Here is a 19,432-nt window from a genome sequence, read left to right as displayed (position 1 = left end):
GTTGTGGATGCCAGCGGCGCCCAATTCCACGGTAATAATTCATCGAGCCTGTTGATTTTGTGATCGTGGATGCGGTCGAGGATGTCGGCGAGATAGGCCTGCGGGTCGAGACCGTTGAGCTTGGCGGTTTCGATGATGGTCATAGCGCGAGCGAGGGTTTCCGCACCGGTATCGGCCCCTGCAAATAGCCAATTTTTCCTTCCAATGCCAATTGGACGCAAGGCGCGCTCGGCGGGATTGTTGTCGATAGCGACGCGGCCATCGGTCAGGAACAGGCTGAAGGCCTCCTGTCGACTGAGGCCATAGCGGAATGCCTTGGCCAGATCGCTTTTGCCCGGAATGCGCAGGAGTTGTTGCTCTGACCAAGCAAAGAAGGCCGTGACCTTTGGTTGGCTCAACTGTTGACGTGCGGCATGGCGGACACCAGCGGGTTGACCGTTAATGTCGCGCTCGATGTCGTAAAGCTTGCCGATCCGGTCGAGCGCCTCGCGGGCAATCTCGGATTTTGTCGAGGTCCAAAAATCATGGAAGTCACGCCGCAGATGGGCCCAACAGGCTGCCTCTCGCAAACGCCGCCCACTATTGGGTTCAGGCTCGTAAAGCTTGGCATAGCCCTTGTAGCCGTCCGCCTGCAGGATGCCGCGGGCATTGGCCAGATGGCTGAGGATGTGCTCTTCCTTCCAGTTCGGTGCGAACCGATAGACCGCACCGGGTGGCGCGGCACCCGCCCATGGGCGCTGATCGCGCACATAGGCCCAGATCCGGCCTTGCTTCACACCTTTGCCAAGCCCTTTGTCTTTCTTGGAGCGGTCCAACACCCGGATCGGCGTATCATCTGCGTGCAGCAAATCGCTGCCCATGATGTCAGCCTCAATGCGCTCGATCAGCGGCGACAGGGCCTTCATGGCGCGGCCACACCAGCCGACCAGCGTGCTTTCGGGGATGTCCGCCCCCATGCGGGCGAAGATCTCGTGCTGGCGATATAACGGAAGGTGGTCGTCGAACTTCGAGACCAGCACATGCGCCAGCAGGTTCGGGCCTGCCATACTGCCCGGGATCGGACGGCTTGGCGCGGGTTCCTGCACGATCCGCTCGCAGCGGCGGCAGGACTTCTTGATCCGGGCGATCTGGATCACCTTCATCTGCGCGGCGATCATGTCGAGGAGTTCGCTGACATCCTCGCCCACCACGCGAAGATCGCCGCCACAGTCAGGGCAGCAGGTGCCGGGGTCCAGTTCACGCCGCTCGCGTGGGGTCGTATCCGAGACCCGTGGTCGGCGGCGCAAAGCGGGTGCATCGGCAGCTTCCGGTGACGGTTCATCCTGCCCTTCGTCGATGGGCGCGTCATCGTTTTCCGCTACGGCGACCAACAGGTCTTCGAGCGCCAGTTCCAGCTGCTCGATTTCGCGCTCGACCTTTTCCGAGGACTTGCCAAAGGCCAGTTTCTGCAACTTGGCGATCCGCAGGCGCAACGCTTGAACCAGTTGATCATGGACACGCAATGTCGCCGACATCTTGGCGTTCTCTGCCTCGATCCGAGCATTTTCTACCTGCAAAGCCGCGATCATCGCCCTCAATTCAGCGGGATCATCAGGCAAATTTTCATCAGGTTTCGACATGCGCCTGACTACCAAAAATCAGGCTATAGCACCATATAAATAAAGCAAATCAGGTCGCAAAATCACCCGACCCGCGCAGGCGGAGCGCCCCAATCGGGACGCCGCCAGTCGATGCCTTCCCAGAGCATCGCGAGCTGTGCAGAGGTCAGCCGCACCGCCCCATCCTTGGCGCTCGGCCAAGGGAAACGCCCCCGCTCAAGCACCTTGTAATAGAGGCAAAACCCCTGACCGTCCCAGTAGAGCAGCTTCAGCCGGTCACCACGCCGTCCCCGGAACGCAAACACCGCCCCACTGGCGGGTTTCTGACGCAGCACATCTTGGGCAAGTGCCGCCAGCCCGGCGATCCCCTTTCGCATATCCGTCACACCGCAGGCCAGATACACGCGAACGCCGGTGCCAGGGCCGATCATGCGGCTTCCACGGCACGGATCAAGGACGTCAGCGCGGCCGGGTCTATCGTGCTATCAAAATGAAGGCGATGGCCGCACCGTAAGCGCAATTCGACTGCAACTGGTGGCGACGTATCAGCTGCCGTAGGCTGCCCCGCCGACACTGGCATATCCAAAGGGTAGAAAAGCGCCCCGGCATTGGGCGTCCACAGGCCCTTCTTCTTGAGATCATGCCGCCAGGCGTAAATCTGTTGCCGCGTAACCTCATGGCGTTGCGCCACCTGCGTCACCGTCGCCCCGTCTATCCCAACCGACATGACAATCTCGAGCTTGTCCTCGTCACGCCAGAAACGCCGTCGCTCGACCCCAAGAATTTCACCACGCATCGATGACCCCGCATAAGACACGTCGTTAACGACGTCGTTAAACACGTATCTTAGATCATCGCCCCAGCGTCAGGCAGGCGGTGCCAATGGTGCGGTTACATCTGTTCGGTGGGGAAGCACACATCCCAAACAACAAAAAAAGCCCCGCACAGTGGCGGGGCTTTTCTTTTTTCTGCCGCGTCAATTACTCGTCGCGGTTTTCCGGCGTGTTCACAAACGTGCTTTCGGACTGACCGCTGCCAAACACGTCCGAGACCACAGGCTCGTCAGGAGCCTGCAAAGCGAGGGCCGCCTCTGCTTCCGCCTGCTTGGTCGCGATGACCTTCTGGTCACGCTCAGAAGCGATACGGCGCACCTTGCTGCTCGCCCCACCAGTCCCGGCCGGGATAAGCCGACCAACGATGACGTTTTCCTTCAGACCAATCAACTTGTCCCGCTTGCCCTGAACCGAAGCTTCGGTCAGCACGCGCGTTGTTTCCTGGAACGAAGCCGCCGAGATAAACGACCGGGTCTGCAGCGAAGCCTTGGTGATCCCAAGCAGGATCGGCTCTGCATGCGCTGGACGACGATTGTCCTTCAGCGCCTTTTCGTTCACTTCGTCCAACTCGAACTTGTCGACATGTTCGCCCTTGAGAAGCGTTGTCTCACCGCTGTCCAGAACTTCGTATTTCTGAAGCATCTGGCGCACGATGACCTCGATGTGCTTGTCGTTGATCTTCACGCCCTGCAGACGATAGACGTCCTGCACTTCGTCGATCAGATAGTCAGCAAGCGCTTCGATCCCCATGATCCGCAAAATGTCGTGCGGCGCAGGGTTCCCATCCATGATGTAGTCGCCTTTTTGGACGAAATCGCCCTCGGCAACCGGGATGTGCTTGCCCTTGGGCACCATGTACTCGGCAGGCTCAAGCGTTTCATCCGTCGGCACGATCGAGATGCGGCGCTTGTTCTTGTAGTCTTTCCCGAAGCGCACGTGACCATCCAACTCGGCGATAATCGCGTGATCCTTGGGACGACGAGCTTCGAACAGTTCCGCAACACGCGGCAGACCACCGGTAATGTCCTTGGTTTTGGCGCCTTCACGCGGAATACGCGCGACAACGTCACCGACGCTGATGTCCTGACCTTCTTCGATCGACAAAATCGCATCCACGGACATCGGATAGCTGACCGGATTGCCCGCCTCGTTGCGAACGGGTTCCCCGGTTTCCGGGTCCATCACGATGATCTCGGGCTTCAGATCGTTGCCTTTCGGCGCAGAACGCCAGTCGGTCACGATCTTCTGTGTCATGCCTGTCGCATCATCGGTCACGTCACGGACCGCAATACCCGAAACAAGGTCCACAAACCGCGCCTGACCGGCCTTCTCGGCAATGATCGGCAAGGTGTACGGATCCCATTCGAACAGCTTGGTGCCGCGTGCGATCTTCTGACCGTTGGTCACGAAAATCTTGGTACCATACCCGATCTTGAAGCTGGCCAGATCCTCGCCTTCCGGACCAACAATCGCAATCTGCATGTTCCGGCCAACGGCAATCTTCTCACCGAACGAGTTTTCCAATGTGGAGGCATTGCGGAACTCGATCGTCCCTTCATTGCCCGCCTCTTGGAAGGACTGCTGACCACCCTGAGCAATACCGCCGATGTGGAAAGTACGCATCGTCAGCTGGGTGCCCGGTTCACCAATGGACTGCGCCGCGATGATACCCACCGCTTCGCCTTGGTTCACCAAAGTACCGCGCGCAAGGTCACGACCATAACAGTTGGCGCAGACGCCCTCTTCGGCTTCACAGGTCAACGGGCTACGGATGCGCATCTTCTGCACGCCCGCGCTCTCGATCAGATCAGCCTTCCGTTCGTCGATCAACTCGCCTGCTGCAACGATCACTTCATCGGTGGTCGGGCGCAGAACATCATCCGCAGAAACCCGGCCCAGAACCCGCTCGCCCAAGGTCGATACGACTTCGCCATCATTCACGGCGGCTTCGGCTGTGATCGCCTTGTCCGTTCCGCAGTCATGAGCCCGCACGATACAATCCTGCGCGACGTCAACCAGACGACGGGTCAGATAACCCGAGTTCGCCGTTTTCAAAGCCGTATCCGCAAGGCCCTTACGAGCACCGTGAGTCGAGTTGAAGTACTCGAGAACGGTCAAACCTTCTTTAAAGTTCGAAATGATCGGCGTTTCGATGATCGACCCGTCAGGCTTGGCCATCAGACCGCGCATCCCGCCAAGCTGCTTCATCTGCGCAGGCGAACCACGGGCCTTGGAGTGGGCCATCATGTAAACCGAGTTCGGTTCCTGCTCGACCCCATCTTCGACCCGAACAGCCGAAATATCAGCCATCATCGCATCGGCGACCTGGTCGGAACATTTCGACCACGCGTCAATGACTTTGTTGTACTTTTCGCCCTGAGTAATCAGGCCGTCCATGTACTGCTGTTCGAACTCTTTGACTTGGTCTTTTACGCCATTCACAATCGGCCACTTGCCGTCCGGGATGACCATGTCATCCTTGCCGAAGCTGATACCCGCCTTGAATGCTTCTCTGAACCCCATCGTCATGATCTGGTCACAGAAGATGACCGACTCTTTCTGGCCGCAATAGCGGTAGACGGTGTCAATCACTTGCTGAACTTCGCCCTTGCGGAGCAGACGGTTCACAAGATCAAACGGAGCCTTGGCGTTGAGCGGCAACAAGTTGCCCAAACGGATCCGGCCCGGTGTGGTTTCGTAACGGCGATAGACTTCCTGGCCCGTCTCGTCGATCTGCTTGATCCGCGCAGTAATCTTGGCATGCAGGTGCACTTCACCTGCATCAAGCGCGTGCTGCACCTCGTCCTCATCGGCGAAAATCATGCCCTCACCCTTCATACCCTGACGCATCAGGGTCACGTAGTAGAGGCCAAGAACCATATCCTGCGAAGGAACGATGATCGGCGCGCCGTTTGCAGGCGACAGAACGTTGTTTGTCGACATCATCAGAACGCGCGCTTCCAACTGGGCCTCAAGGCTCAGGGGGACGTGTACAGCCATCTGATCACCGTCAAAGTCGGCGTTGAAAGCCGAACAGACCAGCGGGTGAAGCTGGATTGCCTTGCCTTCGATCAGCGTGGGTTCAAACGCTTGAATACCAAGACGGTGCAGTGTTGGCGCCCGGTTCAGCATGACTGGGTGTTCGCGGATAACCTCGTCAAGGATGTCCCAAACCTCAGGACGTTCCTTTTCGACCAGCTTCTTCGCCTGCTTGACTGTCGAGGACAGCCCTTTTGCCTCAAGCCGCGAGTAGATGAACGGCTTGAACAGCTCGAGGGCCATCTTCTTGGGCAAACCGCACTGATGGAGCTTCAACTCCGGGCCTGTCACAATGACCGAACGACCCGAAAAGTCGACGCGCTTCCCCAAAAGGTTCTGGCGGAAACGACCCTGCTTACCCTTGAGCATATCCGACAGAGACTTCAGCGGGCGCTTGTTGGCCCCGGTGATGACCCGGCCGCGACGACCGTTGTCAAACAGCGCATCCACGGATTCCTGCAGCATCCGCTTTTCGTTACGGATGATGATGTCGGGCGCGCGCAACTCGATCAGACGCTTCAGACGGTTGTTGCGGTTGATGACCCGGCGATACAGATCGTTCAAGTCAGACGTCGCAAAGCGGCCGCCATCCAGCGGCACCAGCGGGCGCAGTTCGGGCGGAATCACCGGAACGACCGTCAAAACCATCCATTCCGGGCGGTTGCCGGATTCAAGGAAGCTTTCGACAACCTTCAGGCGCTTGATGATCTTCTTGGGCTTCAATTCGCCCGTGGCTTCTTTCAACTCATCGCGCAAACGCAGCGCTTCGGAATCAAGGTCGATCTGGGATAGCATATCCCGGATCGCTTCAGCACCGATGCCCGCTGTGAAGGCGTCCATGCCATACGCGTCCTGCGCATCCATGAACTCCTCTTCGGTCATCAACTGACCATAGGTCAGATCTGTCAGGCCGGGCTCGATCACAACGTAATTCTCGAAATAGAGAATCCGCTCCAGATCACGAAGCGTCATATCCAGCATCAGGCCGATGCGCGACGGCAACGACTTGAGGAACCAGATATGTGCAACGGGCGACGCCAGTTCGATGTGGCCCATCCGCTCGCGGCGGACCTTTTGCAACGTCACTTCAACGCCGCATTTTTCACAGACAACGCCGCGATATTTCATGCGCTTGTATTTGCCGCACAGGCATTCGTAATCTTTGATCGGGCCAAAGATACGTGCGCAGAACAAGCCATCACGCTCGGGCTTGAATGTACGGTAGTTGATCGTTTCGGGCTTTTTGATCTCACCGAAGGACCAGCTGAGGATACGCTCTGGGCTGGCCAGAGATACTTTGATCTCGTCGAAGGCTTTCGGCGGGGTCAGCGGGTTGAACGGGTTGTTGGTAAGTTCCTGGTTCATTCTCAATTCCTTGAAACGGGTGCGTAAGGGGAGCGAGGCTGTGCGTTTCGATCACGCACCGTACCCACGGTGGGCAGGGTGCGCGATGTCACGCGCTGTTACTCGTCTTCCTCCGCATCCAGGAGTTCCATGTTAAGGCCCAGACCCCGGACCTCTTTGACGAGAACGTTAAACGATTCCGGAACACCGGCTTCGAAGTTGTCCTCACCTTTCACGATGCTTTCATAGACCTTGGTCCGGCCCGCCACGTCATCCGACTTGACGGTGAGCATTTCCTGAAGCGTGTAAGCTGCGCCATATGCTTCAAGTGCCCAGACTTCCATCTCACCAAAGCGCTGACCACCGAACTGCGCCTTACCGCCCAGAGGCTGCTGCGTAACGAGGCTGTATGGCCCGGTCGAGCGTGCGTGGATCTTGTCGTCTACCAAGTGGTGCAGTTTCAGCAGGTACTTCACACCAACTGTGACTTTCCGCGCGAAGGCTTCGCCAGTGCGCCCGTCATACAGCGTGGACTGGCCGCTTTCGTCAAACCCAGCACGGCGCAGCGCATCGTTGACGCCCTGCTCGCGCGCACCATCAAAGACCGGAGTTGCAATCGGAACACCGTTGGTGACGTTGCTGGCAGCTTCGATCAGACGCTCATCGTCCATGGTCGCGATGCCTTCTTCATAGACATCATCGCCATAACCGATCCGCATGGCTTCTTTGACCGGGGTCAAATCACCCGTGCGGCGATAATCCTGCAGCGCCTCGTCGATCTTGATACCAAGACCACGGCTTGCCCAACCCATGTGGGTTTCAAGGATCTGACCGACGTTCATACGCGATGGAACGCCCAGCGGGTTAAGGCAGAAATCAACCGGTGTCCCATCTGCAAGGAAGGGCATGTCCTCCATCGGGACAACCTTGGAAATCACACCTTTGTTGCCGTGACGGCCAGCCATTTTGTCGCCCGGTTGCAGCTTGCGCTTCACCGCCACGAACACCTTGACCATCTTCATAACGCCCGGCGGAAGATCATCCCCCCGGCGAACTTTCTCGACCTTGTCTTCGAAACGGGCTTCGAGAGCGCGACGCTGGGCGTCGAACTGTGCGTTCAAGGCTTCAACGATCTTTGCTTCTGCTTCGTCTTCAAGGGCAAGCTGCCACCACTGGCCTTTGGACAACGTGCCGAGCAGCTCTTCGGTGATCTCTGATCCAGGTCTCACGCCTTTCGGCCCTTTGATCGCGACTTTACCCATAATCTGCGTTTTCAGACGCGAGTAGATGTTACGCTCGAGGATCGCCATTTCGTCGTCGCGGTCACGTGCAAGCCGTTCGACTTCTTCACGCTCGATCTGAACCGCACGTTCGTCTTTGTCGACACCGTGACGGTTGAACACGCGCACTTCAACGATTGTGCCGTAGTCACCCGGTGGCAAACGAAGAGACGTGTCGCGAACATCAGACGCCTTTTCACCAAAGATGGCGCGCAGAAGCTTTTCTTCCGGCGTCATCGGGCTTTCGCCCTTCGGTGTGATCTTGCCCACAAGAATATCGGCTGGCCCAACTTCGGCACCGATATACACGATCCCGGCTTCGTCGAGGTTGCGCAGAGCTTCCTCGCCGACGTTCGGGATGTCGCGTGTGATTTCTTCTGGCCCAAGCTTGGTGTCACGGGCGGCAACTTCGAATTCTTCGATGTGGACCGACGTAAACACGTCGTCCCGCACGATCCGCTCGGAAATCAGGATCGAGTCTTCGTAGTTGTAACCGTTCCACGGCATGAACGCGACGACCACGTTCTTACCGACGGACAATTCACCCATATCGGTGCTGGGGCCGTCCGCGATCACTTCTTCTTTCGTGACCGTATCGCCAACCTTCACCAGAGGACGCTGGTTGATGCAGCTGTTCTGGTTGGACCGCTGGAACTTGCGCAGACGATAGATGTCAACGCCGGGGTCAGACGGGTCAAGGTTGCCCGTTGCCCGGATCACGATCCGCGTCGCATCCACCTGATCGATGACACCGGACCGACGCGCGACAATCGCCGCACCACTGTCGCGGGCAACAATTTCTTCGATACCAGTTCCCACAAGCGGGGCTTCCGCCTGAAGCAATGGCAACGCCTGACGCATCATGTTCGAGCCCATCAAGGCGCGGTTCGCGTCATCGTTTTCGAGGAACGGAATGAGCGAAGCCGCAACCGACACCAACTGCTTGGGCGACACGTCGATAAGATCGACGCTTTCGCGCGGTGACATGGTGTAATCGCCCGACTGGCGCGTGTTGACCATGTCGTTCAGCAGGAAGCCGTTTTCGTCCAGCGACGCGTTGGCCTGAGCCACGGTGTGACGCATCTCTTCCGTTGCGGACATGTAATGAACTTCGTCAGTGACCTGACCGTCCTTCACAACCCGATACGGCGTTTCGATGAAGCCATACTTGTTGACACGCGCAAATGTGGCGAGCGAGTTGATCAGACCGATGTTCGGCCCTTCCGGCGTTTCAATCGGACACATCCGGCCATAGTGCGTGGTGTGAACGTCGCGCACTTCGAAGCCAGCGCGCTCGCGGGTCAAACCACCCGGCCCAAGCGCGGACAAGCGGCGCTTGTGCGTAACTTCCGACAGCGGGTTGGTTTGGTCCATGAACTGCGACAGCTGCGACGAGCCGAAGAATTCACGCACGGCAGCTGCGGCAGGCTTCGCGTTGATCAGGTCCTGCGGCATCACCGTGTCGATTTCAACGGAAGACATGCGTTCCTTGATCGCGCGCTCCATCCGAAGCAACCCGACGCGGTACTGGTTTTCCATCAACTCGCCGACCGAACGGACCCGGCGGTTGCCAAGGTGGTCGATGTCGTCGATATCGCCTTTGCCGTCGCGCAATTCCATCAGTGCCTTGATGCAGGCAACAATGTCCTCGCGGCGTAGGGTGCGCTGCGTGTCTTCCGCGGTCAGGTTCAGACGCATGTTCATCTTCACCCGGCCAACGGCGGACAGGTCATAGCGTTCGCTATCGAAGAACAAGGTGTCGAACAGGTTGCTCGCAGCTTCAACGGTTGGCGGCTCACCCGGACGCATGACGCGGTAGATGTCCATAAGCGCGGTATCGCGGCCCATGTTCTTGTCTACTGCAAGTGTGTTGCGGATGTAGGGACCGACGTTGATGTTGTCGATATCCAAGACAGGAATGTCGGTAATGCCCGCGTCCAACAGCTCTTTCAACGAGCCGCCAGTCACTTCGCCATCCTTGTCTGTTTCCCAGGTCAACTCGTCCCCGGCTTCGACATAGATCGCGCCGGTTTCTTCGTTGATGATGTCTTTGGCCACGAATTTGCCAAGAATCATGTCGAAGGGCACCAACAGGTTCTGGACGACACCTTCGTCGATCAGCTTCTTGACTTGGCGAGGCGTAACCTTCTGGCCCGCCTCCGCAATCACTTCCCCTGTGCCTGCATCGACAAGATCATAAGTCGGACGCGTGCCGCGAACCCGTTCCGGGAAGAACTTGGTCACCCAGCCGCGATTGCCGTCTTTGCTGTAGTTAACGGTGTCGTAATAGGCATCCATGATGCCTTCTTGGTCGAGACCCAGCGCATAGAGCAGCGTGGTCACGGGCAGCTTGCGGCGGCGATCGATCCGCGCATAGACGAGATCCTTGGCATCAAATTCAAAATCAAGCCATGAACCGCGGTACGGAATGATACGGCACGCAAACAACAGTTTGCCCGACGAATGTGTCTTGCCTTTGTCGTGATCGAAGAAAACGCCGGGGCTCCGGTGCATCTGGGACACGATCACACGCTCAGTGCCGTTCACAATGAACGTACCGTTCGGCGTCATGAGCGGCATGTCACCCATGAACACGTCTTGTTCCTTGATGTCCTTGACGGACTTCGCGCCTGTGTCTTCGTCGATATCAAACACGATCAGACGCAACGTCACTTTGAGCGGCGCAGCATAGGTCATATCGCGTTGCTGGCACTCTTCGACGTCGTATTTCGGCTTCTCAAGCTCGTAGCTTACGAACTCCAGAATGCTTGTTTCGTTGAAATCCTTGATCGGAAAAACCGACTGAAACACGCCCTTGATGCCTTCGCCGTCAAGGGGGGTGTCGCTATCGCCAGACCGAAGAAAAAGGTCATAAGAAGATTTCTGAACCTCGATGAGGTTCGGCATTTTTAGAACTTCGCGGATTTTGCCGTAATATTTCCGGAGCCGCTTCTGGCCAAGATAAGTTTTCGCCATGTGTCTCGCTGCCTTTCGTTTCGCTGGTACGCATCCACCGCCGGGGCCACGGGGTGCGTTCCTGAAACATGGAAGGGATCGGTCTATGCCCGGCACCCTTCCCACGGGGTGCCTCCCGACCGGTCCGCCCCCTGGAAAAGCCCTTGAAGGGATTTGCCAAGACGCGGACGGCTGAGCCCGGCTTATGCCGGACCCAGCCAATAACGCTATGCGTGGACCAAGTGGCCCAGCATCATCACTTCAGTTCGATCTCGGCGCCAACGGCTTCGAGTTTCGCTTTGATGTCGGCCGCTTCGTCCTTGGAGACCTGCTCCTTGACTGCTTTGCCGCCAGCTTCGACCAGCTCTTTGGCTTCTTTCAGGCCAAGACCGGTGATGCCGCGTACTTCTTTGATGACTTTGATTTTCTCTGCGCCTGCGCTTTTCAGGATCACGTCGAATTCAGTTTGCTCTTCAGCCGCTTCACCAGCGTCTGCAGGGCCTGCCATCATTACGGCGCCGCCAGCTGCGGGTTCGATGCCGTACTCATCCTTCAGGATGGTTTTCAGTTCTTGTGCCTCAAGCAACGTCAGGTTGACGATGGATTCGGCGAGTGCTTTCAGATCAGCCATTTTCTCTGTTCCGTCTCAAAAAAGGTGTGTTCCAACGTGTGAAGGATCGCTCCCACACGGGATCTTGCGTCACGCGGCTTCGCCGCGCTCCTCGATTGTCGAAAGAATGCTTGCGATGTTCGAAGCAGGTGCGCCAATAGCCCCGGCAATGTTCGAAGCAGGTGCGCCGATGCAGCCGACGATGGAAGCAATAAGCTCCTCGCGCGACGGCATTTTCGACACAGCTTCGACACCAGCCCGGTCCAGAGCCGAACTTCCCATTGCGCCACCAAGAATTTCGAATTTCTTGTTATCCTTGGCGAATTCCTCGGCTACCTTGGCTGCTGCCACGGGATCCTCGGAATAGGAAAGCACGGTCATGCCCGTCAGAAGCGAAGCGATGCTTGCGCATGGCTTGCCCTCAAGGGCGATCTTGGCGAGCCTGTTCTTGGCAACACGCACAGACCCGCCGGCAGAGCTCATGCGCGCCCGAAGATCCTGCATCTCGGCAACCGTAAGACCCGTGTAGTGAGAAACCACCACAACGCCAGAGCTTTCGAAGATCTGGCCGAGTTCGTCGACCACTTTCTCTTTCTGGGCTCTATCCACAGTTTTACTCCAAGTTTGAGGGGTCTCCCCCTCGGCTCACGTGTGCCGGACTTGTGTCCGGCGTTCGGGTCCTCAACACGGGGTCCCGAGAAGATCGCCCGAGAGCACGGATGCACCGCCCCTCAGAGAAATGTCTCGACCCCATCTCAGGAAGGAAATTAAGCGCTGCATCAGGAACCTGGCGGCCCGTTTGCAATGCACCCTCCGTCTCGGACAGGACAGGGCCGCTAAGCCCTGCCATCTGACGGGTGTTACCCCGCCAAATTCTTAGTTTGCTGCCGAAGCAGCGCTGTCGACGTTGACGCTTACGCCCGGCCCCATTGTGGAGCTGATGGCGATACGCTTCATGTAAGCACCCTTTGCACCAGCCGGACGGGCCTTTGCAACGGCATCCACGAACGCGCGGATGTTCTCGGCCAATTGCTCTGGCGAGAACGACGCTTTGCCGATACCAGCGTGCACAACACCGGCCTTTTCGACCTTGAACTGCACTTCGCCGCCTTTGGCGTTCTTGATCGCAGTCTCGACATCCATCGTCACCGTGCCAACCTTCGGGTTGGGCATCAGGTTACGTGGGCCAAGGATTTTCCCAAGACGACCAACAATCGGCATCATGTCAGGTGTCGCGATGCAGCGATCAAAGTCGATCTTGCCGGACTGGATGGTTTCCATCAGGTCTTCCGCACCCACAACATCCGCGCCTGCGGCGGTTGCTTCGTCAGCTTTGGGGCCGCGTGCAAAAACGGCGACGCGAACGGTTTTACCGGTGCCGTTGGGCAGAGTGACCACACCGCGGACCATCTGGTCTGCGTGACGTGGGTCAACACCGAGATTCATTGCAATCTCAACGGTTTCGTCGAACTTTGCTTTTGCATTGTCCTTAACCAATGCAACCGCGTCTTCGATGCTTACATCGTCTTTGCCTGCGAATTCAGCGCGGGCAGCCTTGATACGTTTACCAAGCTTGGCCATGACTTACCCCTTCACCTCGATGCCCATCGACCGGGCAGAGCCCAGGATGATCTTCATTGCAGCTTCCACATCGTTGGCGCTGAGATCTTTCATCTTGGTCTCGGCGATCTCACGCACTTGCTTTGTGGTCACATACCCAGCGGTTTCGCGCGAAGGGTTGGTTGCACCGGATTTCAGCTTGGCAGCTTTTTTCAGGTAGTAGGACGCTGGGGGCGTCTTGATGTCCATCGTGAAGGACTTATCCTGATAGTAGCTGATCACGGTCGGGCAAGGTGCGCCAGGCTCAAGTTCCTGCGTCTTGGCGTTGAACGCCTTGCAGAATTCCATGATGTTGATGCCGCGCTGACCCAATGCTGGGCCAACGGGCGGGCTTGGGTTCGCTTGCCCGGCTTTCACCTGCAGCTTCATCTTGCCGACGAGTTTCTTGGCCATGTGGCCTCTCCTTCTTTCAACACCGCGCCTGACGCGTCAGGCGGGCTTCGGTTGTCGCGGTTCGGCACTCCGGGCGCGCCCGGCCTACCTCCCGCGCAAGATCACATCAGACCTGTTTGCTGACCTGCGTGAATTCCAGTTCGACCGGGGTTTCCCGGCCAAAGATCGACACCATCACCTTCAAGCGCTGGTTGTCTTCATCTACTTCCTCAACCATGCCGTCGAAATCTTCGAACGGGCCGTCATTGACCTTCACCTTCTCGCCGATCTCGTAATGGATCAGGGTGCGCGGGGCTTCTTCACCTTCCTGCACGCGGTTCAGGATGTGGTTCACTTCGGCATCGCGCATTGGAAGCGGCTTGCCCTGAGGGCCCAAAAAGCCGGTGACGCGGTTGATCGAGTTGATCAAGTGATACCCGCGATCGGTCATTTCCATACGCACGAGAACATAGCCGGGCATGAAGCGACGCGGCACGGTAACTTTCTTGCCGCGACGAATTTCGATCACCTCTTCTTCAGGGACCAGAACTTCGTCAATTTCGCCTTCGAGGCCCTTTTCAACGGCCTCGGTGCGGATCTGCTCGGCGATCTTCTTCTCGAAATTCGAGAGAACGCTTACCGAATACCACCGTTTCGCCATTGTGACTGCCGCCTTCCAGATTTCCGTGTAGGTCTATAAGACCCTCATTATTATTGTGTTTTCGCGCTTGCGTCCGAAAGAAAAAATCGGCGCGCAACGAATCATTGCACGCCCGAACCCGAAACACCGGCGTGTGCTAGACCCTCAAGCCACGCTTGACAAGAGCGAAAAGCCCTGCGCCGTCAGCTCCCGAAGGAGTTGAGCGTAAATGACAGACCGCTCCGGATCGCCCAGTCTACGAAAAAGAAGAAGATCGCGGTGATAGTGGACATCACAAGCACCATCGCGCTTGTTACCAATACCTCGCGTTGGCCTGGCCAAGCGATCTTGCCGACTTCGGTACGGACCTGTTGGATAAACTGAAACGGGTTGGTGGTGGCCATGGACCTGTCCTTTCGCACGATGGGCGGCAGATACGCGCTTTGGCCGCCTGTTTCAAGGGGTGGGACCAAGTAGGCGCTTGCAAGCCAGTTCTCGTACAGAAGCGCTTAACATCGGCGTAAGTTTGTGGCATGGAACATAATAAGAACAAGAAGGGCAAGTTGGCGGCTGTGGCTCCACGGCTCGACGCGGGGCAAACAGGCGAATGATGGACCAAACCATGACGACAGGACTGACCTCTCTTGAATTATGTGCTGGCGCCGGGGGGCAGGCTCTTGGGCTGGAACAGGCAGGATATGACCACACCGCCCTTGTGGAAGTCGATAAGCACTGCCGCGACACGCTTTTACTGAACCGCCCAAAGTGGAACGTTATGCAAGGCGATCAGGCGGATCTGTCAAAATTTGATGCGCGCGCCTATGCCGGGATCGAACTGTTGGCAGGCGGTCTGCCCTGCCCGCCGTTTTCCGTGGCCGGAAAGCAACTGGGCCATGCAGACGAGCGAAACCTGTTCCCGGCCGCACTGCGCGTAATCGAAGAAACACGCCCCCGTGCGGTCATGATCGAGAACGTGCGCGGCTTTCTTGACGCGGTCTTTGCCGACTACCGGCAAAAGCTGAAGCGGCAGCTTTCGCGCATGGGGTATGTCACCGATTGGCATTTATTTAACGCGTCTGACTTTGGGGTGCCTCAGTTGCGCCCCCGTGTGGTGATCGTGGCGATTCGGCGCGACTTGGCCGACGGGTTTTCATGGCCGGTGAGCAGCGGAACGACCCCAGCGACCGTTGGGCGGACATTGGTGGACCTCATGGCCGCACGTGGCTGGCCCGGCGCGCACTCTTGGGCCGCACGCGCCGACGATATTGCACCGACGGTTGTCGGGGGATCGAAAAAGCATGGTGGCCCCGACCTTGGCCCCACCCGCGCCAAACGGGCTTGGGCGACGCTTGGCGTCGACGGCATGGGGATTTCCGATCTGGCGCCTGACACGGATTTCGTGGGCATGCCCCGCCTGACCGTGCGTATGGTCGCCCGGCTTCAGGGGTTTCCCGATGACTGGCAGTTCTCTGGCCGCAAGACCCCCGCATACAGGCAGGTCGGCAACGCCTTCCCGCCACCTGTTGCCGCGGCGGTGGGCCGCCAAATTGCCCACGCAATCACCCAGCGCCGCTCGGTCTCGGTTGTGGCGTGATGAGCGACGCCTGGCTGACCGAGGCCCGGCGCGCATTTCACGCGACGCTACTTGCCGGGATCCTGACTCAAAGCGATAGCGGTGTGCCCAGCAACGCAGACAGATCAAGCAAGCCGAGCATCGCCATTGCCAGCGCCATCCTTGATCAACTTGGCCCGGCCCAAACGGCTTCCAAACTTGCAGGGCAAACCGCCGGGGCAGATTTCGAAAGCGTCTGCGCCGAATTTCTGGATCAGTGCTTTGCAAGGCTCCACCACCTGCGCCCCGGCAAGTTTGATGTGCGTAAAGGTGGCGGGATCGCCCGGTTCGATCAGTATGCACACCTCAGCGAGCTTGAAGCGATCGCCCGCGCCAACCGCGAAATTGCGACAGCACTTGGGTCAGACTATATCATCAAGCCCGACATCGTGATCTCGCGGCATCCTGAACCCGACACGGTTTTGAACGCTCACGAGGCGCTGGTTGATGACAAGGCTGGCAACCTGACAAGCCTGCGCAGTCGCAATAATGCCATGTCGACTTTGCATGCATCCATTAGTTGCAAATGGACACTGCGCAGCGACCGAGCGCAAAATGCGCGATCCGAAGGGCTGAATTTGGTCCGGAACCGCAAGGGCCGCCTGCCCCATATCGCGGTCATTACGGGCGAACCTGCGCCAGCGCGCCTTGCCTCTCTTGCGCTGGGGACCGGCGACATCGACTGCGTCTATCACTTTGCACTGTATGAATTGCGGCAAGCGCTTCTGGATCAGCACCGCGACGACACATTGGATTTGCTGGATATGATGATCGACGGAAAGCGCCTTCGCGACATTTCCGATCTACCATTAGATCTGATCACTTAATCTGTTTGTGGAAGTGGCAGGGGCTGAGGGACTCGAACCCACGACCCTCGGTTTTGGAGACCGATGCTCTACCAACTGAGCTAAACCCCTATGCCGACGCCGGGGATACGGCGAAACGCGCACGGCATCAAGCGCAAACAGCATCCCAATCTACATCACAGCCCCGCGATTTTTGGCAATGAACTGCTCGCGGGCATTTGCGTGGTGCGGATAGCGGGCCGGGCGTATCCCAAATGCAGGAGGTACGCACATGAAACGCGACACACGAAACGGTCTTGTTTGCCAAAATGCCACCCGGCGCAGCTTCTTGGCGGCATTCGGACTTACGGCCGCCTCAGGTCTGACGGGGCGTCGGGCAACCGCAGCCTCCACAGACAGCTTCCGCTTCGAGATCACGCGCAGCGACGAAGACTGGCGTTCCATTTTGTCTGACGACGAGTTCCGCATTCTTCGGCGCGGCGGCACGGAGTTGCCGGGAAGCAGTCCACTTTGGACCGAACGGCGCGACGGCGACTATTGTTGCAAGGGATGTGATCTATTGATCTATCGCGGGGCTTGGCGAGTCCCGGTCGAGAAGGGTTGGGTCTTCTTTGCCCATAGCGAAGAGAACACGGTCTTGACCGGCATTGATGGGCCGGTAGCCGAATACGGAATGCCCGAGGACTCGAACACAACGATGATCGAGGCCCATTGTCGGCGGTGCGCGAGTCACTTAGGTCACATCTTGCTTGTTGAGGGGCGCATTCTTCACTGCATCAACGGAACAAGCCTCACGTTCAGGCCAGTTTAACGCTCTGCATCAGTTTATTTCCTTGGAAACCCGGCCAATGAGCCGGGTTTTTCGTGTCAAAAACACCCGCTCATTTCACAGCAGCGCCGTTTGTCGTGTGTCACGCCAACGTCATAGGTTGCAACAATGCTCAAAAATTCATCGCAAAGGTGTGAGTGATCACAGGAAGCACACTCACGCGCACCGACCCGCGATCCAATACCTCACAGAACAAGGGGAAATGTGCGAGCTGATTTCACAGGTCACACGCTGCGCTCTCGATCCTCGTCGGCAAATCACAAACCCGTTGGTCGGAACGAAATATTTCATCTCTTTTCCGTAAGTTACGTGTTTTCACCGCACGTGGCAAAACGCCTTCACCGGCCTTCGAGAGGGAGGCAGGACAGCAAAACACAGTTCTGGAGAAGACCCATGAAAAACCCTATCGCAACCATCGCAACCGTCGCCGCACTCAGCCTGACCATTCTCGCCCCGGCCAGCCAAGCAATGGAACAGGAACTCGACATGCTGACCCAGTCAGTCGTCAATGCCCTGCGTGTCGAAGGGTTTGACACGTCCAACGTTGAAAACCTGACCTTGGGCCAGGTTGCCGAGATCAAAGGTGTTATGGAAAGCGGTATGACCGCAACCGACCGCAGCAAGATCGAGCGTCTTCTCGACGGCAAATGAGGCTGCGGCCAACGCACAGAAAAGGGCGCCCTAGGGCGCCCAATTTATTTCATTCCCGAAGGTCTGATTAGTCGAGGATTTTCGAAACCACGCCCGCGCCAACGGTGCGGCCGCCTTCGCGGATCGCGAAGCGAAGTTTCTCTTCCATGGCGATCGGTGCGATCAGCTCAACTGCGAAGCTGACGTTGTCGCCCGGCATTACCATTTCCGTACCTTCAGCCAATGTCACCGTGCCGGTCACGTCCGTCGTGCGGAAGTAGAACTGCGGGCGATAGTTGGCGAAGAACGGGGTGTGACGGCCACCCTCGTCTTTGGTCAGGATGTAAGCTTCTGCCTCGAACTTGGTGTGCGGCTTTACCGAACCCGGCTTACACAGCACCTGGCCGCGCTCAACGCCTTCACGGTCCACACCGCGCAGCAATGCGCCGATGTTGTCGCCTGCTTCACCGCGATCCAGCAGCTTGCGGAACATTTCAACGCCTGTGCAGGTCGTTTTCTTGGTGTCGCGGATGCCGACGATTTCAATTTCGTCGCCAACGTTGATCACGCCACGCTCAACACGGCCGGTCACAACAGTCCCGCGGCCAGAGATCGAGAACACGTCTTCGATCGGCATCAGGAACGGCTGGTCAACCGCACGCTCAGGTGTCGGGATCCATTCGTCAACGGCAGCCATCAGCTTCTTGATGGACTCTTCGCCGATCTCGTTGTCACGGCCTTCCATCGCTGCCAGAGCGGAGCCTGGGATCACGGGAATGTCGTCGCCCGGGTACTCATAGCTGCTCAGCAGTTCGCGGATTTCCATCTCGACGAGTTCAAGAAGCTCTTCGTCGTCAACCTGGTCAACTTTGTTCATGTAGACGACCATGGTCGGGATACCAACCTGGCGACCCAGCAGGATGTGCTCGCGGGTCTGCGGCATCGGGCCATCAGCTGCGTTCACAACCAGAATCGCGCCGTCCATCTGCGCCGCACCGGTGATCATGTTCTTCACATAGTCAGCGTGGCCGGGGCAGTCGACGTGTGCGTAGTGGCGGTTCTCGGTCTCGTATTCCACGTGCGCGGTCGAGATCGTGATCCCACGAGCCTTCTCTTCGGGCGCGCCGTCAATCTGGTCGTACGCTTTGAAATCACCGAAATACTTCGTGATCGCCGCCGTCAGAGTCGTCTTGCCGTGGTCAACATGGCCGATCGTGCCGATGTTCACGTGCGGCTTGTTCCGTTCAAACTTTGCCTTTGCCAT

At 57.8% G+C, this 19,432-nt stretch carries 16 protein-coding genes and 1 tRNA gene; 4 read left to right on the top strand and 13 right to left on the bottom strand.

Annotated elements, in window-relative coordinates; all coding sequences use genetic code 11:
- From tnpC to secE, 11 genes are all read right to left on the bottom strand, one after another.
- Positions 1-1,619: IS66 family transposase (tnpC, locus tag E2L05_RS17710; RefSeq protein ID WP_133340996.1), on the bottom strand; the 1,619-nt coding region annotated here is incomplete at its 3' end.
- Positions 1,620-1,681: 62 nt separating this feature from the next.
- Positions 1,682-2,029, bottom strand: a complete 348-nt coding sequence (tnpB, locus tag E2L05_RS17705; RefSeq protein WP_099828201.1) for an IS66 family insertion sequence element accessory protein TnpB — start codon at positions 2,027-2,029, stop codon at positions 1,682-1,684.
- Positions 2,026-2,394, bottom strand: a complete 369-nt coding sequence (tnpA, locus tag E2L05_RS17700; RefSeq protein ID WP_133340995.1) for an IS66-like element accessory protein TnpA — start codon at positions 2,392-2,394, stop codon at positions 2,026-2,028. The genes tnpB and tnpA overlap by 4 nt, the downstream gene beginning before the upstream one ends.
- Positions 2,395-2,578: 184 nt before the next feature.
- Positions 2,579-6,835 carry a DNA-directed RNA polymerase subunit beta' gene (gene rpoC / locus E2L05_RS17695; protein WP_133344141.1) on the bottom strand — a complete coding sequence of 1,419 codons (4,257 nt, stop codon included), beginning with the start codon at positions 6,833-6,835 and terminating at the stop codon, positions 2,579-2,581.
- 98 nt (positions 6,836-6,933) lie between these two features.
- The gene (rpoB, locus tag E2L05_RS17690; RefSeq protein ID WP_133344140.1) at positions 6,934-11,070 is read right to left on the bottom strand and encodes a DNA-directed RNA polymerase subunit beta; all 4,137 of its coding nucleotides are present in this window, start codon (positions 11,068-11,070) and stop codon (positions 6,934-6,936) included.
- A 235-nt stretch (positions 11,071-11,305) separates the two neighbouring features.
- Complete coding sequence (gene rplL / locus E2L05_RS17685) at positions 11,306-11,680, bottom strand: 50S ribosomal protein L7/L12 (RefSeq protein WP_133344139.1); 375 nt, start codon at positions 11,678-11,680, stop codon at positions 11,306-11,308.
- Positions 11,681-11,749: 69 nt separating this feature from the next.
- The gene (rplJ, locus tag E2L05_RS17680; RefSeq protein WP_133344138.1) at positions 11,750-12,268 is read right to left on the bottom strand and encodes a 50S ribosomal protein L10; all 519 of its coding nucleotides are present in this window, start codon (positions 12,266-12,268) and stop codon (positions 11,750-11,752) included.
- A 267-nt stretch (positions 12,269-12,535) separates the two neighbouring features.
- Positions 12,536-13,240 carry a 50S ribosomal protein L1 gene (gene rplA, locus E2L05_RS17675; protein WP_133344137.1) on the bottom strand — a complete coding sequence of 235 codons (705 nt, stop codon included), beginning with the start codon at positions 13,238-13,240 and terminating at the stop codon, positions 12,536-12,538.
- A gap of 3 nt (positions 13,241-13,243) precedes the next feature.
- On the bottom strand, positions 13,244-13,672 hold the full coding sequence (gene rplK, locus E2L05_RS17670) for a 50S ribosomal protein L11 (protein ID WP_133344136.1): 429 nt from the start codon (positions 13,670-13,672) through the stop codon (positions 13,244-13,246).
- Positions 13,673-13,778: 106 nt separating this feature from the next.
- A complete protein-coding gene (gene nusG / locus E2L05_RS17665) occupies positions 13,779-14,312 on the bottom strand; it encodes a transcription termination/antitermination protein NusG (protein ID WP_133344135.1) in 534 nt (177 codons plus the stop codon).
- 182 nt (positions 14,313-14,494) lie between these two features.
- On the bottom strand, positions 14,495-14,695 hold the full coding sequence (secE, locus tag E2L05_RS17660; protein WP_133344134.1) for a preprotein translocase subunit SecE: 201 nt from the start codon (positions 14,693-14,695) through the stop codon (positions 14,495-14,497).
- Positions 14,696-14,913: 218 nt separating this feature from the next.
- Here secE and E2L05_RS17655 point away from each other — a divergent pair, with 218 nt between their 5' ends.
- Positions 14,914-15,885 carry a DNA cytosine methyltransferase gene (locus tag E2L05_RS17655; protein ID WP_133344133.1) on the top strand — a complete coding sequence of 324 codons (972 nt, stop codon included), beginning with the start codon at positions 14,914-14,916 and terminating at the stop codon, positions 15,883-15,885.
- Positions 15,885-16,730 carry an NgoMIV family type II restriction endonuclease gene (locus tag E2L05_RS17650; protein WP_133344132.1) on the top strand — a complete coding sequence of 282 codons (846 nt, stop codon included), beginning with the start codon at positions 15,885-15,887 and terminating at the stop codon, positions 16,728-16,730. The genes E2L05_RS17655 and E2L05_RS17650 overlap by 1 nt, the downstream gene beginning before the upstream one ends.
- Positions 16,731-16,744: 14 nt before the next feature.
- On the opposite strand, the gene E2L05_RS17645 is transcribed toward E2L05_RS17650, so the two are convergent.
- Positions 16,745-16,820: transfer RNA gene (locus E2L05_RS17645), tRNA-Trp, on the bottom strand.
- A gap of 160 nt (positions 16,821-16,980) precedes the next feature.
- On the opposite strand from E2L05_RS17645, the gene E2L05_RS17640 reads away from it, so the two are divergent.
- Positions 16,981-17,520: a peptide-methionine (R)-S-oxide reductase gene (locus tag E2L05_RS17640; protein ID WP_133344131.1), complete on the top strand. Its 540-nt coding sequence runs from the start codon at positions 16,981-16,983 to the stop codon at positions 17,518-17,520.
- Between the two features lie 411 nt (positions 17,521-17,931).
- Entirely contained in the window at positions 17,932-18,189 is a 258-nt protein-coding gene (locus E2L05_RS17635) for a hypothetical protein (protein WP_133344130.1), read from the top strand.
- A 67-nt stretch (positions 18,190-18,256) separates the two neighbouring features.
- Here E2L05_RS17635 and tuf read toward each other — a convergent pair.
- A partial coding sequence (tuf, locus tag E2L05_RS17630; RefSeq protein ID WP_133341793.1) for an elongation factor Tu occupies positions 18,257-19,432 on the bottom strand: 1,176 nt, incomplete at its 5' end.

Source organism: Meridianimarinicoccus aquatilis, from assembly GCF_004358675.1.
Taxonomy (GTDB): domain Bacteria; phylum Pseudomonadota; class Alphaproteobacteria; order Rhodobacterales; family Rhodobacteraceae; genus Meridianimarinicoccus; species Meridianimarinicoccus aquatilis.
Note: the sequence above shows the minus strand (reverse complement) of the source record. Positions and strands in the feature narration are given on the sequence as shown.

Excerpts from the sequence above, each read along its gene's own strand:
- tnpB (WP_099828201.1), bottom strand. The coding sequence starts at position 2,029 with ATGATCGGCCCTGGCACCGGCGTTCGCGTGTATCTGGCCTGCGGTGTG.
- tnpA (WP_133340995.1), bottom strand. The coding sequence starts at position 2,394 with ATGCGTGGTGAAATTCTTGGGGTCGAGCGACGGCGTTTCTGGCGTGAC.
- rpoC (WP_133344141.1), bottom strand. The coding sequence starts at position 6,835 with ATGAACCAGGAACTTACCAACAACCCGTTCAACCCGCTGACCCCGCCG.
- rpoB (WP_133344140.1), bottom strand. The coding sequence starts at position 11,070 with ATGGCGAAAACTTATCTTGGCCAGAAGCGGCTCCGGAAATATTACGGC.
- rplL (WP_133344139.1), bottom strand. The coding sequence starts at position 11,680 with ATGGCTGATCTGAAAGCACTCGCCGAATCCATCGTCAACCTGACGTTG.
- rplA (WP_133344137.1), bottom strand. The coding sequence starts at position 13,240 with ATGGCCAAGCTTGGTAAACGTATCAAGGCTGCCCGCGCTGAATTCGCA.
- rplK (WP_133344136.1), bottom strand. The coding sequence starts at position 13,672 with ATGGCCAAGAAACTCGTCGGCAAGATGAAGCTGCAGGTGAAAGCCGGG.
- nusG (WP_133344135.1), bottom strand. The coding sequence starts at position 14,312 with ATGGCGAAACGGTGGTATTCGGTAAGCGTTCTCTCGAATTTCGAGAAG.
- secE (WP_133344134.1), bottom strand. The coding sequence starts at position 14,695 with ATGGCCACCACCAACCCGTTTCAGTTTATCCAACAGGTCCGTACCGAA.
- E2L05_RS17655 (WP_133344133.1), top strand. The coding sequence starts at position 14,914 with ATGACGACAGGACTGACCTCTCTTGAATTATGTGCTGGCGCCGGGGGG.
- E2L05_RS17650 (WP_133344132.1), top strand. The coding sequence starts at position 15,885 with ATGAGCGACGCCTGGCTGACCGAGGCCCGGCGCGCATTTCACGCGACG.
- E2L05_RS17640 (WP_133344131.1), top strand. The coding sequence starts at position 16,981 with ATGAAACGCGACACACGAAACGGTCTTGTTTGCCAAAATGCCACCCGG.
- E2L05_RS17635 (WP_133344130.1), top strand. The coding sequence starts at position 17,932 with ATGAAAAACCCTATCGCAACCATCGCAACCGTCGCCGCACTCAGCCTG.